This is a genomic window from Hwanghaeella grinnelliae, assembly GCF_004005845.1.
Taxonomy (GTDB): domain Bacteria; phylum Pseudomonadota; class Alphaproteobacteria; order UBA8366; family Aestuariispiraceae; genus Hwanghaeella; species Hwanghaeella grinnelliae.
On the sequence record NZ_SADE01000002.1, the window covers coordinates 496,831 to 511,904 of the forward strand.

At 62.1% G+C, this 15,074-nt stretch carries 14 protein-coding genes; 7 read left to right on the forward strand and 7 right to left on the reverse strand.

The annotated features are described in order from the left end of the window. Window positions 1-28: 28 nt before the first annotated feature. The 4 genes from EOI86_RS12985 to EOI86_RS13000 form a co-directional block, all read right to left on the reverse strand. Window positions 29-1,039 carry a type 2 periplasmic-binding domain-containing protein gene (locus EOI86_RS12985; RefSeq protein WP_127765614.1) on the reverse strand — a complete coding sequence of 337 codons (1,011 nt, stop codon included), beginning with the start codon at window positions 1,037-1,039 and terminating at the stop codon, window positions 29-31. A gap of 148 nt (window positions 1,040-1,187) precedes the next feature. Then, entirely contained in the window at window positions 1,188-2,630 is a 1,443-nt protein-coding gene (locus EOI86_RS12990) for a sigma-54-dependent transcriptional regulator (protein WP_127765615.1), read from the reverse strand. After that, a complete protein-coding gene (locus EOI86_RS12995) occupies window positions 2,627-4,450 on the reverse strand; it encodes a sensor histidine kinase (RefSeq protein WP_127765616.1) in 1,824 nt (607 codons plus the stop codon). The genes EOI86_RS12990 and EOI86_RS12995 overlap by 4 nt, the downstream gene beginning before the upstream one ends. A gap of 75 nt (window positions 4,451-4,525) precedes the next feature. Next, window positions 4,526-5,488 (reverse strand): LysR family transcriptional regulator, encoded by a 963-nt coding sequence (locus EOI86_RS13000; protein WP_127765617.1) that lies wholly within the window; start codon window positions 5,486-5,488, stop codon window positions 4,526-4,528. Between the two features lie 134 nt (window positions 5,489-5,622). Between EOI86_RS13000 and EOI86_RS13005 the strand changes: the two genes are divergently transcribed. The 7 genes from EOI86_RS13005 (at window position 5,623) to EOI86_RS13035 (ending at window position 13,150) form a co-directional block, all read left to right on the forward strand. Next, window positions 5,623-6,498, forward strand: a complete 876-nt coding sequence (locus EOI86_RS13005; RefSeq protein WP_127765618.1) for an ABC transporter permease — start codon at window positions 5,623-5,625, stop codon at window positions 6,496-6,498. An 8-nt stretch (window positions 6,499-6,506) separates the two neighbouring features. Beyond that, window positions 6,507-7,295 (forward strand): ABC transporter permease, encoded by a 789-nt coding sequence (locus tag EOI86_RS13010; RefSeq protein ID WP_127765619.1) that lies wholly within the window; start codon window positions 6,507-6,509, stop codon window positions 7,293-7,295. A gap of 119 nt (window positions 7,296-7,414) precedes the next feature. After that, on the forward strand, window positions 7,415-8,578 hold the full coding sequence (locus tag EOI86_RS13015; protein WP_240035664.1) for an ABC transporter substrate-binding protein: 1,164 nt from the start codon (window positions 7,415-7,417) through the stop codon (window positions 8,576-8,578). Window positions 8,579-8,665: 87 nt separating this feature from the next. Then, window positions 8,666-9,751 carry an ABC transporter ATP-binding protein gene (locus EOI86_RS13020; RefSeq protein ID WP_127765620.1) on the forward strand — a complete coding sequence of 362 codons (1,086 nt, stop codon included), beginning with the start codon at window positions 8,666-8,668 and terminating at the stop codon, window positions 9,749-9,751. A gap of 38 nt (window positions 9,752-9,789) precedes the next feature. Then, the gene (locus EOI86_RS13025) at window positions 9,790-11,151 is read left to right on the forward strand and encodes an aminotransferase family protein (RefSeq protein WP_127765621.1); all 1,362 of its coding nucleotides are present in this window, start codon (window positions 9,790-9,792) and stop codon (window positions 11,149-11,151) included. After that, the gene (gene kce / locus EOI86_RS13030; protein ID WP_127765622.1) at window positions 11,151-12,080 is read left to right on the forward strand and encodes a 3,5-dioxohexanoate:acetyl-CoA acetone transferase; all 930 of its coding nucleotides are present in this window, start codon (window positions 11,151-11,153) and stop codon (window positions 12,078-12,080) included. Before EOI86_RS13025 ends, kce begins: the two co-directional genes overlap by 1 nt. A gap of 32 nt (window positions 12,081-12,112) precedes the next feature. Continuing rightward, on the forward strand, window positions 12,113-13,150 hold the full coding sequence (locus tag EOI86_RS13035) for a histone deacetylase family protein (RefSeq protein WP_127765623.1): 1,038 nt from the start codon (window positions 12,113-12,115) through the stop codon (window positions 13,148-13,150). 22 nt (window positions 13,151-13,172) lie between these two features. Here EOI86_RS13035 and EOI86_RS13040 read toward each other — a convergent pair whose 3' ends face one another. The 3 genes from EOI86_RS13040 to EOI86_RS13050 form a co-directional block, all read right to left on the reverse strand. Continuing rightward, window positions 13,173-13,793: a LysE family translocator gene (locus EOI86_RS13040; RefSeq protein ID WP_127765624.1), complete on the reverse strand. Its 621-nt coding sequence runs from the start codon at window positions 13,791-13,793 to the stop codon at window positions 13,173-13,175. Window positions 13,794-13,842: 49 nt separating this feature from the next. Beyond that, on the reverse strand, window positions 13,843-14,496 hold the full coding sequence (locus EOI86_RS13045) for a TetR/AcrR family transcriptional regulator (protein WP_127765625.1): 654 nt from the start codon (window positions 14,494-14,496) through the stop codon (window positions 13,843-13,845). A gap of 73 nt (window positions 14,497-14,569) precedes the next feature. Next, window positions 14,570-15,034, reverse strand: a complete 465-nt coding sequence (locus tag EOI86_RS13050; RefSeq protein WP_127765626.1) for a MaoC family dehydratase — start codon at window positions 15,032-15,034, stop codon at window positions 14,570-14,572. Window positions 15,035-15,074: the final 40 nt, after the last annotated feature.

Here is a 15,074-nt window from a genome sequence, read left to right on the forward strand (position 1 = left end):
ACAGGGACCGGCGCCAAGTTCAGGAGGGTTAACTCCCGGAGACGGTGCTTACGACGAGGTCGTAAAGTTCCTGGGCCGGCAAACCGCGGGCCTTGTTGTCTTCGATCCATTTCTGGGCGGCAGGGCCGGCGACCTTGGCTTTCAGGTCGGCGATGGCGTCGGCGTCATAGGTGATCTGTTTGATCCCCTTTTTGTCCAGCAACGGACCCCATTTCGCCATGGTCTTTTCGTTGTAGAAGTCGATGTAATAGGCCATCGCTTCATCAACCGATCCCAGCAGCGCGTCGCGCTCGGCATCGGAGAGGGAGGCCAGTGCGTCGGTGTTGACCACGACCGGGCAATTCACGGTGCCTGGGTTCAGATTGGTGGTCCACCACTCGGCGTTCTCAACCGTGCCGAAGGACATATGGGCGTGCGGGGCGAAGGAAACGGCCTTCACCACACCGCTGTCCATGGCCTGGCGCACTTCCGTCGCGGACATGGAGGTCGGCACGGCACCGAGAGCCGCCATCGCTTCACCGATCCCGCCGGTGGCGCGAACGGACATGCCGTCGAAGCCGGACAGCGCGGTCGGCGCATCACCGACACCGACCACATTGTACTGCGGCAGCGGGGTGGGCATCAGCAGCGTCGCGTTCCACCGCGCCAGGTCCGCCTGGACCGCCGGATGGTTATAGACGGCCATCGATACCTTGTTTTCCAATTCCAGCGAATCTACGCCCAGGAACGGCAGTTCCAGAACCGTGATCGACGGGTTCTTATCGGCATGGTACCCGGCGCAGAACTGCGCCATTTCAAAGGCGCCGATGGAGATCCCGTCCAGGTTCTCCTTGTTCTTGGCGAGACCGCCGTAAGAGATGTTCAGGGTGAATTCGCCATTGGTCTTCGCTTTGACCAGTTCGGCGATCTTTTCGACATGTTCGGTAAAAGCGCGGCGCTTGCCCCAGAGCGAGACATTCCATTCCGTCGCCATGGCTTCACCGACGAACGACGTGGCAATCAGCGCCGACACGGCGACGCCTAGATACTTGGCTTTCATGCTGACCTCCCAGCTTTTGAGTTATTGAAACTTTTGTTGGGCCGGACCTTATGAGAGCGCCGCCGGGCGAACTATGAAGATTTTCGCCATACGGGCCGGTTTGCCCTGCGGATTTCCGCAGGGCTGCGTCTGATGCCATTCGGGAGGGTCAGATCAGATCGGCTTTATTGAGGCCGAGTTTGACGATCTTTTCGTTCAACGTCCGGCGACCGATGCCCAGCGCCTCGGCGGCGGCATCCATCCGCCCCTTATGCGCCTGGATCGCCTTCGCGATGAGCTGACGTTCGAAGGAAGCAACCGCCTCGCGCAGGGTTTCCGGCACATCCATGCTGTCGCCGTCGAGGGAGATCGCGCCGGCGACGGAGCCGCGCCCGCGTCGGGCGGCCAGCACCCGGCGTTCGGCAACATGGCGCAATTCCCGCACATTGCCGCGCCAGTCATGGGACAGCAGCGCGGCGAGGTCTTCCGGCGTCAGTTCCGGCGGGTCAATTTCGAACAAAGCCGCGTGCTGGGCGACAAAATGCTGATAAAGCAGGGGAATGTCGTCCCGCCGTTCGCGCAACGGCGGCAGGGTCAGGACCACGGTGTTAAGGCGGTAGAGCAAATCCTCTCGGAACGTGCCGGCAGCGACCGCCGCGTCCAACCGCTCGTTCGAAGCGGAAACGACACGGAAATCCGCCCGCACCGGCGCGGTCGCGCCAACCGGCAGGAATTCCCGCGTTTCGATGGCGCGCAACAGTTTCGCCTGGGCGGGCAGGGGACAGGCCCCGATTTCATCCAGGAACAACGTCCCGCCATCGGCCACGGATAGGGTCCCTGTTTGCGCCGTGGCGTTTTGGCCGCCATGGCCGCCCGACAGGCCGAACATTGCGGTTTCGAAATGGGTTTCCGGCAAAGCCGCGCAATTGAGCGCAATGAAAGGGCCGGCGGCGCGCGGGCTCAAATCATGCAGGGCACGGGCGACCAATTCCTTGCCGGTTCCGGTTTCGCCCAGCAGCATCACCGTCGCATCGGTTTCGCCGAGGTCAAGGATATCGGCGCGCAGATCCTGAATCGGCTTGGAATCGCCCAGCAGAATACGGTCCAGATCCGAAAGATGCGCAAGGCGCGCCCGCAGCCGGGCCGTATCCTGGCGAAGGCGGTATTGTTCCGCGGCATGGCGCAGCGCGGTCATCAAGCGGCGCGGGTCGAACGGCTTTTCCAGGAAAGTATAGGCGCCGTCCTGCATCGCTTCCACGGCCATCGGGATATCCCCATGGGCGGAAATCAACACGATGGGCGGGGTATCCGCACCGGCCAGACTGCGCAACAGGTCCAGACCCGACAGGCCCGGCATGCGCACATCCGACAGAATGACGTCCGGCTGGAACCCGGTGATGCGCTGGCCCGCATCGACCGCGTCGGCCAAAGCCTCCACCCGCCAACCCGCCTTTCCAAGCAGATGGGTCAGCGAGTCCCTCATCTCACGGTCGTCATCGATCACAATGATGCGGCGACCGGGCGTGTCCTTGCCCTTCTTGCCCGATGAATCGCCGCGCGAAACGGCGCCATTCGAATTCGCGTTGGCGGCATCCTTGGCGGGGTGCGTCATGGGCGTGAAGGTCCTTCCGTTTTCAGCGGCAAGGTAACGGTGAATTCAGCGCCGCCGCCGTCTTGTTCCGGAATGTCGCGCGCCGTCAGCCTGCCATCGTGCTCTTTCACGATCTCCGCCGAAATGGCAAGGCCGAGGCCCATGCCCTCGCCGCTGGCGCGCGTCGTGACGAAGGGTTCCTGCAGCGCCTCGATGGTCAAGCCGCCCAGACCGGGCCCGGTGTCACGAATGCTGAGCTGCGCCAGGTCATCGGCATCCTCCACCCGGACCGTCAGCTTGCGCCGCGGTGCGGATTGCATGGCCAGGACGGCGTTCCGGCACAGATTGACGACGACCTGTTCCAGGCGCAGCCGGTCGCCCTGCACCATTACCGGCGCATCGGACAATTGCGCGTCGAGTTTTATTCCCGCGCCGTCCAGATCGGGTTCGATCAAGGCGAAAGCCTCGTGCCAAACATCTTTTAAATCGACGGGCTTCATATCGACCGGCTTCAAACCGACGGCCCCGTTCGCCCCGCCATCGACGCCCGCGCCGCTGGGCCGCGCGAAAAAGCGCAACTGCTGCGTCAGGCGTTCCATCCGCCCGACGACGGAGGACAGACGGGAAAAGGTCTCGCTGTGCTCGCCAGGCACGGCATCCAGTTCCGCAGCAGCCAGATAATTCTTCATGGCGGAAATCGGTTGTCCCAATTCATGGGTCACCGATGCCGCCAGCTGGCCCAAAGCGGCAAGCTTGCTGGTCCGCGCCAATTCGGTTTGCGCCTTTTCCAACCGGCGTTCCGCCTCTCGCCGTTCCTCGATCTCGCGCGCCAGGTCGATATTCGCGGCCTGCAGTTTCCGGCGCGCAGCCTGGGATTCGGCGAGTGATTCGCGGACCCTGCGGATGCGCAGATACAAGCCGGCGGCGGAAATGACGATCGCCAGGATCGCGGCCCCGATGACCACCAACCAGGCACGGGTCAACACATCCCGTTCCGGCGACAGGAAATGCAGCACCCAATCCGATCCTTGGATAGGGGCCGTGACATGCAGATGAGACACACCGTTCAGGCGGACTTGGTCCGGGCCAAGGCGTTTCCAGTCCAGCGGCGCCAGCGCTTCCTGGCCGAACTGTTTCCTTGCCTGAATTGCCCGGCGCTGATCTGCGCTGAGCGCATCGAGCGCGCGGTACCGGATCGACGGTTCGGAGGATAACAGCACGATGCCGTCCCGGTTGGAGACGAAAACCGTCTCTCCGCCATCGGACCAGGCGCGTTCCAACCCGCTGAGGTCGAGTTTCAACGCCACGACCCCCACAATCGCCCCATCGGTATTTCGTACCGGCTCCGCAATGAAATAGCCGGGCCGGGACGTGGTCGCCCCGATGCCGAAGAACTGGCCGCGTTCGCCGGCAAGCGCGGCGCGGAAATACGGGCGGAAACCGTAGTTCTGGTTCAGAAAGGTCAGATCCCGATCATAGTTCGACGCGGCTACGGTCAACCCGGTCCGGTCCATCAGGTAGATGGCGTCCAGGTCAGCCTCCGACGCGAAGGAGGCGAGGCGCGCGTTTAGCTGTTGCCGCCCGAAGCCCTGTGCCGCGCGCAGCACGAAAGGGTCGTGGGCCAGCACGAAAGGCAGGTGCTGATAGCGTTCCAGGGCGCTGAGCAACGTGCTGCGATACAGCGTGACGCGGCTTTGCGCGCGCTGCAGTTCCAGGGATTCGAAATAGGACCGGGCGGTAAAGAAGACCAACACCATCAGGCCGATCACCGCCACCGCGGCAACTTTGCCCCACAGCCGTCCTATTCCCCAGACCCGTTGTCCAATGGCCGTCTCGCTCATGAAGATGGGTTACAGCCGAAGCGCCCCAAAGTCTAATGGGGAGTCGAACACGCATGACGGCAGGCCTGCCGGTCGCTATTCGTATTCCCGGTCTTTGAGCGGAATGCCGGCAACGCGGGTCATCAGGTCGTCGATGAAATATTGTTCCGCCCGGTTCAGCCGGGCCGCCGGGTTGGTGACCAGATAGATGTCGATTTCCGGCGCGTCTTCATAGGGCGGCAAACGCCAGAGCAATCCATCTTCCACATCGCGGGTGACCACATGGACCGGCAAGGGACCGATGCCAACGCCGGAGATGATCATCCGCCGCACTTCCTCCAGATGGGGGGAGGTCGCGCGCAGGGAATCATCCCAACCCAATTGGGTGCGCAGCAGGGCGACCGGGCGCAGCGCGTCATGCAGCTGATCGGTACTGAACGAAACCGACGGTTCCCCGGCCAGATCCTTCAGCGCCAAGTCCCGTTGTCCGAAGAACCGGTGATCCGGACCGCAGAAGAACCCGAAATGCTGTCGGTAGAGATGTCGGTAGGTGAGTTTCGGGTGCTGCTTGTGGACCAGACAGATGCCGAAGCTGGCGCGCTTTTCCAGGACCCAGGAGGTAACCTCGGCGCTGGTGGCGACCGTTGCTTCATAGGTGACCTCGGGATGCCGTGCGCTGAAATCGCGGATTGTCTCGTCAAAAGGCGGGAAGGTTACGTGGCTCGCCAATCCAATCGACACTTTCCCCCGGATACGGTCGTCGATATCGCGGATGGAAACCGTGAGGCGCGCAACAGATCCATAAATTTCCACCACTTCGCGATACAGATGGTCCCCGGCATCGGTGACGCGGAAATGCGTCGGGCCCCGGTCTATCAGTTTCTTTTTCAGCCGATCTTCCAGGCGTTTCAGCGCGTTGCTCACCGTCGGCTGTTTCAGCAGCAGCCGGTTTGCCGCGGCCGTGATGCCGCCTTCCTGCACGATCACCATGAAGGTGCGCAGCAGGTTCCAATCCAGTTCCCGCGCCAGGCGGTCGCTTTGTTCCGTGACGACTCTCATCACATCATTCTTTCAAACTATGACTAGGATTTCCATTATCTATTTGATTAATGGTAGGGTGGGGCGGACGCTTCCCACTTGGAAATCCGCAAAACACACAAGAATGAACGCGGATCTAGAGGGGGCAGTTCGGGATGGCGTCGCTTGACCCAATGGACAATCGATGGCGGCCTTGGCGGTTGCTGGCACCGGCATTGACGGCGGTGTTTTTGCTGCTGGTCGTGCCGATCAGCTTCATCATCGTCTATTCGTTCTGGCTGCGGACCGCGACCGGCGCGGACATTGCCGGCTTCCACCTGGACAATTGGGAAGAAGTCCTGACCGACCCGTTCTATCGGGACATCATGGTCTTCACGATCTGGATCGCCTTCGCGACCACCGTCGTTTGCGCGGTCGCCGGCTATATCCCCGCCTATTTCATCGCCACCACCCAATTCAAGCACAAGGCCTTCCTGCTGCTTCTGCTGATGCTGCCGTTCTGGATCAGTTACATCATCCGGACGATGTCCTGGATCAACATCCTGGGGTCCAGCGGCATCGTGAACGTGGCGCTGCAATGGCTGGGCATTACCGACGAACCGATCCAGATGCTGTACAATCAGTGGACCGTGATCGTGGGTCTGGTCCATTTCCTGCTGCCTTTCATGATCCTGAACATCTATGTCAGCCTGTATGCGATCGACCGGAATCTGGTCGACGCCGCGCGGTCGCTGGGCTGCACCGGCTGGCAGTCGTTCCGGGAAGTCACCCTGCCGCTATCGGTTCCCGGCCTGGCCGCCGGATCACTGCTGTGTTTCGTGCTGGCGGCGGGAACCTATATCACCCCGGTCGTGCTGGGCGGGCCGACCGACGCCATGTTCGCGAACCTGGTCTTCGATGCGATTATCACCCAGTTGAACTGGCCGCTGGGGTCCGCTTTGTCGCTGGTCCTTCTGATCCTGCTGGGCGTGCTGGTTGCGATCTACAACCGTTTCGCGGGCCTTGGCCAAATCGCCAAGAGCTTCGGATAGGGGGCGCGATGTTCACCAGTTGGAGCCTTATCCGTTTCGGCACGATCCTGATCTATCTGTTCATGTTCGCGCCGGTGGCCGTCGTCGTGCTGTTGTCCTTCAACGCCAATCAGTTCGGTTCCTTCCCGATGGAAGGGCTCAGCCTGCGCTGGTTCGTCGCGTTGCTGGAAAACAAGGCCATCGTCCGCGCTTTCCAGACCTCCCTGCTGCTGGGGGCGCTGACGGCGGTCATCTCGACCACGCTGGGCGTGCTCGGCTCGCTCGCCATGGTGCGGTACGACTTCCCCGGCAAATCGCTGATCGCCACCGCGCTGATCGCGCCGATCCTGGTGCCGGAAGTGGTTCTGGCCGTGGCGCTGCTGCTGTTCCTGGGCGCGATGGGCATGCCGAAAAGCTTTCCGCTGCTGCTGGCCGGTCATGTGATCTTCACCCTGCCCTTTGTGGTGCTGGTGGTGCAGGCGCGCCTGGTCGCTGTGAAGCGCGAATATGAAGAAGCGGCGATGAGCCTGGGCGCCGGGCCGATCGAAACCTTTTTCCAGATCACCTTGCCGCTGATCCTACCGGCGGTGCTGGCAGGCGGTCTGTTCGCTTTCACGATTTCCTTCGACGACATCACCGGCACGCTGTTCTGGAAGCCGGGCGGCGTGGAAACCGTGCCGACGCAGATCTTCGCGATGCTGCGCAATTCGATATCTCCCGAAATCAACGCGCTGGGAACGGTGATGATCGTGATCACCGTCGCCTTGCCGCTTTTGAGCGCCGGGGTCGCGCGTCAATTGACGCGCAAACAGAAATAGGGATTGCCAAGATAAGAACCCGAAGCAGGGAGAAGCGTTCCCTAATCATACGGGCATTTGCCCAACTGGTTTGAACAAAGCCAACAAATTTGAACAAAGACAGTGAACAGGAGGTCTGAATGACAAAAATGGACGATACAAAACGCTATGAACGGCTGTTGGAACGGTATGGAAACGGCGACCTGGAACGGCGCACGTTTCTGGGCCTGATCGGCGCGGCGGCAGTGACCGCCGGCGTCACCGGACTGCCGATCGCCAAACTGTCCCGCCAAGCCATGGCGGCAACGCCGGACCAGGTCCGCTTCGACGGCTGGGGCGGGGTCGTTTCGGAAGCGTTCCGGGAATATGCCTTCAAGCCCTACACGGCGAAGACCGGCATCGACGTTGTCGACGGCACCTTCGGCGGCGCGGACGAATACCTGGCCCGCGTCAAGGCCAGTCAGCCGGGCGAATACAACATCGCGCATCTTTCCGGCGTGTTCGACTATGTTCGGTATCATGGTCTTGAGCTCAGCAGCGAGCTGAACGAAGCCAATATCCCGAACCTGGAAAACGTCATCACCGCGCTGAAGGACGTGCTGCGCAACGTCACCGGCGGCAAGCTGTCCGCCGTGCCCTATGATTACGGCACGACCAGCCTTGCCTATAACCGCAAGTATATTACCGACGATCAGATGAAGTCCGACGGCGTCAATCTGCTGATCGACGAAAAGTACAAAGGCAAGATCGGCGGCTGGGGCGAATGGAAAACCCGGATCTGGTACGGCGCGCTGCAAACCGAGCAGGACCCCAACGACATCCAGGACATGGATGCGGTTTGGGACGCCATCCGCAAACACCGTGACCTGTCGCTGAAATACTGGGCGTCCGGCGCGGAGCTGATGAGCCTTCTGGCGGAAGAGGAAATCTATGTCACCGAGGGTTGGTCCGGCCGCATCAAGGCGCTTCAGGACCAAGGCCACGACATCGGCTATTTCGACCCGCCGGGCGGATTGGGCTGGCAGGAATGCCTGTTCGTTCTGAAAGGCAGCCCGATGGCCGCCTGCGAAGAATTGCTGAACTTCATGCTGGAACCGGAAGTGGCGGTCGCCGTCGCCGAAGGTCAGAACTACCCGCCGGCGCTGGACCCCAACAAGGTCGAGCTGAGCGCGAAGGTGAAGGGCCTGCCGGCCTTCGATCCGACCGGCACGCTTTCCGGCCTGAACTTCTTCGATCCGCCATACTGGAACGCCAACGAAGCCGATTGGTCGAAGACCTTCGGCCGTGTCCAGAAGGGCTACTAAGACTGCACGGAGTCGGGGGAGGGGCGCGCCCCTCCCCATCCGGCAACATTCCCATCCGGCACTATTGATTGAGCGGAGGACCGCGACGTGACCGATCATGCGGTGGAATTGAAATCGGTGGTGAAGCGCTATGGTGACTTCACGGCCGTCCACGACACCAATCTGGGCATTCCCGAAGGGTCGTTCCTGACCCTATTGGGGCCGTCCGGCTGCGGGAAAACCACCACTTTGCGCATGATCGCCGGCCTTACCGGCATCACGGAAGGCGACATCCTGATCAAGGGCCGCCGGGTCAACGACCTGCCGATTCACAAGCGCAATCTGGGTATCGTATTCCAAAACTATGCGCTGTTTCCCCACCGTACCGTTCAGCAGAACGTCGCCTTCGGCCTGAAATACAGGAATACGCCGAAAGACGAAGCGGAACGACGCGTCCGTGAGGCGCTGGAACTGGTGCAGCTGCCGCAGATGGCGGACCGAATGCCGTCCCAACTTTCCGGCGGGCAACAGCAGCGTATCGCGCTGGCCCGCGCCATCGTGATACAGCCCGACGTACTGCTGCTGGACGAACCGCTTTCCGCGCTGGACGCCAATCTGCGCGAGGATATGCGGATCGAGTTGAAGCGCATCCAGCACACATTGGGCATCACCACCGTTTTCGTGACCCACGATCAGTCCGAGGCGCTGGCCATGTCGGACCGGATCGTGGTGATGAGCGCCGGCCATGTGGAACAGGTCGGCAGCCCGGAAGAGGTCTATAACCGCCCCGCTTCCGAATTCGTCGCCGGGTTCCTGGGCAATTCAAACATCCTGTCTGGCAAGGTGATGGACATCGCCGGGCCTGTCGCCAAGTTGGAACTGGACGGGCTGGGCCCGGTCCTGGCCGCGACCGACGGCGTCGGGCGGACACTATCCACCGGGGAGACGGTGAAAGTCTCGATCCGGGCGGAAAAACTCATGCTGGACGGGGCGGACCCGGCGGGGGACGACATCTCCACCTTCCCCGGCACCGTGACCACGGTGGATTACCAAGGCCAGGTGGCGCGTTATTTCCTGGAATCCGGCGGTTTGACCCTGCAGGCAATCAATACGATCGACGAACGCCCGTTGCAGGAAGGCACGGAAACCGCGATACGCATCCGCGCCCGCGACTGCGTGGTCCTTCCTCACTAATCCCGACCGTTTTTCCCACTCGATTATTCGGCACCCTGATGAAAACGCATTCCGAACGTCCAGAATCCAACCTGTTCTATCAATCGCGCCAACGCCGGCCGATGCTGGACCGGGCCGAGGGCATCTATCTCTACGACCGCGACGGCAACGCCTATCTTGATGGGTCCAGCGGGGCGATGGTCTCCAATATCGGCCATTCCAACCCCAATGTTCTGGCCGCGATGAAACGGCAGATGGACAAGGCCACCTTCGGCTATCGCCTGCATTTCGAAAACGAACCGGCGGAATTGCTGGCGACGAAGACGGCGTCCTACATGCCCGACGGGATGGACCGCGTGTTCTTCGTTTCCGGCGGGTCGGAAGCGGTGGAAAGCTGCATCAAGCTGGCCCGGCAATACGCGCTGGCGACCGGGCAGGAAAAACGCTGGAAGGTAATTTCCCGCACGCCCAGCTATCACGGTGCGACCATGGGAGCTCTGGCGCTGACCGGCATGAATTCCATGACCGACCCGTTCGAACCGATGCTGCGGATGATGCCGAAAATCCCCGCCCCGACCTGTTATCTGGACCGGGACAACCTGACGCTTGAGCAGCGCGGCACTCGCTATGCCGACATCCTGGAAGACCGGATTGAGCAGGAAGGGCCGGAAAGCGTGCTGGCCTTCATCGTCGAGCCGATCGGCGGGGCATCAACCGGCGCGCTGGTACCGCCCGACACCTACCTGCCACGCATTCGAGAAATCTGCGACAAATACGGCATCCTGCTGATCTATGACGAGGTAATGACCGGCGCCGGGCGAACCGGTAAATTCCTGGGCGGCGATCATTGGCCGACTGCCAGGCCGGATATCATGGCGCTGTCGAAAGGTTTCGCGGCGGGCTATGCGCCGCTGGGGGCGATGGTCGCGCACCGGCGGTTGGTCGAACCGGTGCTGGACTCGGGCGGTTTCGTCCACGGCTACACCTATGCCGGCAATCCGTTGGCCTGTGCCGCCGGTCTCGCCGTATTGGCGGAAGTGGAACGCCAGGACCTGGTTTCCCGCGCAGAGGTCATGGGCGCCAAACTGAAGGCGGAACTGACCGGCCTGATGGATCGTTATCCCTTCATCGGCGATGTGCGCGGCCGCGGCATGCTGCTGGCCTTCGAGCTTGTCGCCGACCGGGAGACGATGGAACCGCTGCCGAAGGAAATGAACGCCTTCACCGAATTGGTTGAAGAAGCCTATCGCCGCAAGCTTATCATCTACGCACGGCGCACGCGCGGCGGCGTGATCGGCGACCATTTCCTGGTCTGCCCACCGTTGATCATCGACCAGGACCAGGTCGGCGAATTGATGGAAAAGCTGACCGGTGCGTTGGACGCCTTCGCGGACAAAGCCGGCCTTGAGAGAAACCCATAATGGCAAAGCCCGTCATTATCACCTGCGCGGTCACGGGCTCGGTCCACACGCCGAGCATGAGCCCCTATCTGCCGGTAACGCCGAGCGAGATCGCTGAGCACGCCATCGAGGCGGCGGAGGCGGGCGCGTCGATCCTGCATCTGCATGCCCGCGACCCGAAAGACGGCCGTCCCTCACCCGACCCGGCGGTCTTCGGCCAGTTCCTGCCCCGCATCAAACAATCCTGCGACGCGGTGGTGAACATCACCACGGGCGGCGGGTCGACAATGACGGTGGAGGAACGCATGGAAGCCGCGCTCGTCCATTCGCCGGAAATGTGCTCGCTGAACATGGGCACGATGAATTTCGGCCTGTTCCCGGTGCTGGATCGGATGAGTGAGTTCAAGCACGACTGGGAAGCGCCCTTCCTGGAAGCGACCCGCGACTTCATTTTCAAGAACACGTTCAGGGATATCGAAACCGCGCTGGACCGCTTGGGCGAAGGCCATGGGGTGCGGTTCGAGTTCGAATGCTACGATGTCGGTCATCTTTATACGCTGAAGCATTTCATCGACAGGGCATTGGTCAAACCGCCCTTCCTGATCCAGTTCGTTCTGGGCGTGTTGGGCGGTATCGGCGCGGATACCGAGAACCTGGTGTTCATGAAAAAGACAGCGGACAAATTATTCGGCACGGATTACGAATTCTCCGTCCTGGGCGCCGGGCGGATGCAAATGCCGCTGGCCGCCGTTGCGCTGAGCATGGGCGGCAATGTCCGTGTCGGTCTTGAGGACAGCCTGAGCATCGGCCCCGGCAAACTGGCCGAACGCAACGCCGATCAGGTCCGCCAGATCCGCCAGATCGCCGAAGGCATGTCGCTCGATATCGCAACGCCGGCACAGGCCCGCGACCGCCTGGCCCTGAAGGGCGGCGACGCCGTCGGTTTCTAACCCTCATTTTCAGTGAAGAGACGCAGATCGCCATGAAAGTCTTCTACTCCGACATCCAAATGCGCCACGACCCGCAGATGTTCCTGTCGAGCGGCGCGCCGCAGCCGAGCCCGGAAAAACCGGAACGCGCGACACGTCTTCTGGACAGCGCCAAGAAAGCGGGGCTGGACCTGGAAGCGCCGGAAGATTTCGGCCTGGCGCCCATCGCGCGTGTCCACACGCCGGAATACATTCAATTCTTGTCGACGATCTATCCGCGCTGGCAGCGCATCCCCGGCGCGGCGCCCGAGGTCATTCCGAACATTCATCCCGACCGGCGGGATTGCGCCTATCCGGCATCCGCCGTCGGGCAGGCCGGGTATCATCAGGCCGATACCGCCTGCCCCATCGGGCCGCAAAGCTGGGAGTCGATCCGTTGGAGCGCCAACACCGCCACCGCCGCCGCCATAGCGGTGGCCGACGACGCATCGGAAGGCCCCAGTTGGGCCTATGCGCTGTGCCGGCCACCGGGGCATCACGCGTTGAAGGACCTGGCCGGCGGATTCTGCTTCGTGAACAATGCCGCCGTCGCCGCCGCCGAGTTGTTGGCCAGCGGGGCCGAGCGGGTCGCCATCGTGGATGTGGACCTGCATCACGGCAACGGCACGCAGGGCGTATTCTATGACCGCAACGATGTGCTGACCGTTTCGATCCATGCGGATCCGGTCCGCTTCTATCCCTTCTTCTGGGGCCATGCGGATGAACGCGGGGTGGGTCCGGGCCTTGGCTTCAACCTGAACCTGCCGATCCCGCGCGGCACGGCGGATGCCGAATACATGCCGGTGCTGGAAGACGCGGTCGCCCGTGTGGAAGCCTTTGCGCCGGAAGCCGTGGTCGTCGCGTTGGGCCTGGACGGGTTCGAAGGCGACCCCTTCGGCGGCCTCAGCATTTCCACCGCCGGGTTCGGCCAAATCGGCGCGCGACTTTCCAAATTGACCCTGCCGACTGTGCTGGTCCAGGAAGGCGGCTATCTCTGCGACGAGCTGGGCCTGAACCTGGAAAGCTTCCTGGACGGGTTCGGGAACGGCTGACGACCGGTCGGCCGGGCGCCGTTCAAGCCCTCGATGCGGCCAAACCGATCCCGGCAAAGACGAACAAACCGCCGGTCGCCCGTTGCAGCCGACGCATGGCGGTCTGCGTCACGCTCATGGCGCGGATCCGGGCGCCAAGACCGGCATAAACGGCGGCAACCATGAAGGCGATGACACCGACGGAAACGGTCATCAGGACCATGCGTCCGGACTCGGAGCCGGGCGTCCCGAGGAATTGCGGAAACAGGGCCGTGAAAAACAGGATCGCCTTGGGGTTGCTCACCGCAACCAAGAACCCGTCGCGGAAGAGCCGACCGGAAACACGCGGCGCGGCGGTAGTCCCGGCGCCGGCCTCAATCTCGTCCGCCTTGCTGCGCCACATCCGCACCCCAAGATAGACCAAATAGGCCGCCCCCAGATATTTGGTCGCCAGGAGGACGGAGGCGGATTCGGTCAGGAGCAGGCCGAGACCCGCTGAGGCGGCCGAGGCCTGCAGCAGGGAGGCGAATGCGTTGCCGGCCGCGGTCGCCAAGGCTTTGCACCAACCGAAGCGGGCGCCATGCGTGAAGGCAATCAGTGTGCTCGGCCCCGGAACGACGGAAACGGCAACCACCGAGGCACAGAACAAAATCCAAAACGCCATTAGCCGGCCCCGCCATGGAGCGTTTTCGGTGGGTCGATGTGACACGGCTTCATCCGTCACCTCTTTTGCCACCTGGTCCGTAAAGCGTCAGAAACTTGCGATAGGCGCGGTCGGAACGGGATTGAATCTCTACCTCGGTAAGCGCGTCGATAGCGCCGATTACCCGGCGTATCTGCAGGTCGCCGATCAGCAGATGAAAGTATGTCTCCGCGGCGTCTTCCGGCGTGTCGAACTCGATTTCACCCGCGTGCCGCGCACGAAGCAGCAGGCTGCGCAGCAGCGGCGCGATGGTGTCGCGGCCCGCCTCGGCGATCGACCTGCCAAGCGTGCCGGTATCGCTGACATCGCCCGCCGCGGCTCGATTGAGGACGACCGCCCGCCCGCTCGTCACCAGCGAAAGCAGGACCGGCCCCAGTTGCGCGAGCGTTTCCAGCGGCTTTCCGTCGCCGGCAAGCGCGCCCTCAAGAAGAGTGGCGGCCTGCTTGGCATTGCTTTCCACAAGCGCCCGAAACAGGCCCTGCTTGTTGCCGTACCATTTGTAGAGGGTTTCGTTGGACGCCGAGGCGCGTTTGGCGATGACGAGGAGGGAGGCGCTGTTGTAACCCACCTCCTCAAGAACCTCATAAGCCGCCTTTTCGATACGCTCCCGCCGCTCCGCTTGCTTTGGCGTTTCCGATGGGCGTCGTTCCGCTGTCGCATCCATGATGAATCGAACCGTCTTCAGTTGTACGGGTCAATTTCTGTATAGATGTGTACACCCTGTCAAGGCCGGTCGGCTATAACCGCAGCAGATAACTCTGTTCGCCGTCGCAAACGAGCGTGCCGTCCTGATTGTGGATACGCAGGGCGACGGTCATCTTGCCCGTCGTTCGACCCGGTTCCAGGGCGGTGATTTCGAATTCGGGATAGAGGGTATCGCCTTCATAGACGGGCGCGCGGAAACGGCTGCTCTGTTCCAGGAATCCAACCAGCGCCTCGCCCATCTGATGCGCCAGCGGGCTTGCGCCGATCGCGGCCTGAATCAGCGTCATATAGCCATGGGCGAAGAGTCGCTCATGGCCCAGCCGCTTCAGGTATTCGATATCGTAATGAACCGGGTGGTTGTCGCCCGACGCGGCTTGAAAGGCAGCGAAGATGCCGCTGGTCATGGTGCGCGACGGCGCGCGAAAAACCTCCCCCAGCTTGAAATCGGCAAAGGGACGGACCGCGTGGGTGCGGTGCTGGGTCGGATCGAAACTCATGAGGGCCACCGAGGATGTAAGTTGAAACGGCGATAGCTTC

What these genes read in the sequence shown, in the direction of transcription:
- EOI86_RS12985 (WP_127765614.1), bottom strand. Translation starts at nt 1,039, where the DNA reads ATGAAAGCCAAGTATCTAGGCGTCGCCGTGTCGGCGCTGATTGCCACG.
- EOI86_RS12990 (WP_127765615.1), bottom strand. Translation starts at nt 2,630, where the DNA reads ATGACGCACCCCGCCAAGGATGCCGCCAACGCGAATTCGAATGGCGCC.
- EOI86_RS12995 (WP_127765616.1), bottom strand. Translation starts at nt 4,450, where the DNA reads ATGAGCGAGACGGCCATTGGACAACGGGTCTGGGGAATAGGACGGCTG.
- EOI86_RS13000 (WP_127765617.1), bottom strand. Translation starts at nt 5,488, where the DNA reads ATGAGAGTCGTCACGGAACAAAGCGACCGCCTGGCGCGGGAACTGGAT.
- EOI86_RS13005 (WP_127765618.1), top strand. Translation starts at nt 5,623, where the DNA reads ATGGCGTCGCTTGACCCAATGGACAATCGATGGCGGCCTTGGCGGTTG.
- EOI86_RS13010 (WP_127765619.1), top strand. Translation starts at nt 6,507, where the DNA reads ATGTTCACCAGTTGGAGCCTTATCCGTTTCGGCACGATCCTGATCTAT.
- EOI86_RS13015 (WP_240035664.1), top strand. Translation starts at nt 7,415, where the DNA reads ATGACAAAAATGGACGATACAAAACGCTATGAACGGCTGTTGGAACGG.
- EOI86_RS13025 (WP_127765621.1), top strand. Translation starts at nt 9,790, where the DNA reads ATGAAAACGCATTCCGAACGTCCAGAATCCAACCTGTTCTATCAATCG.
- kce (WP_127765622.1), top strand. Translation starts at nt 11,151, where the DNA reads ATGGCAAAGCCCGTCATTATCACCTGCGCGGTCACGGGCTCGGTCCAC.
- EOI86_RS13035 (WP_127765623.1), top strand. Translation starts at nt 12,113, where the DNA reads ATGAAAGTCTTCTACTCCGACATCCAAATGCGCCACGACCCGCAGATG.
- EOI86_RS13040 (WP_127765624.1), bottom strand. Translation starts at nt 13,793, where the DNA reads ATGGCGTTTTGGATTTTGTTCTGTGCCTCGGTGGTTGCCGTTTCCGTC.
- EOI86_RS13045 (WP_127765625.1), bottom strand. Translation starts at nt 14,496, where the DNA reads ATGGATGCGACAGCGGAACGACGCCCATCGGAAACGCCAAAGCAAGCG.
- EOI86_RS13050 (WP_127765626.1), bottom strand. Translation starts at nt 15,034, where the DNA reads ATGAGTTTCGATCCGACCCAGCACCGCACCCACGCGGTCCGTCCCTTT.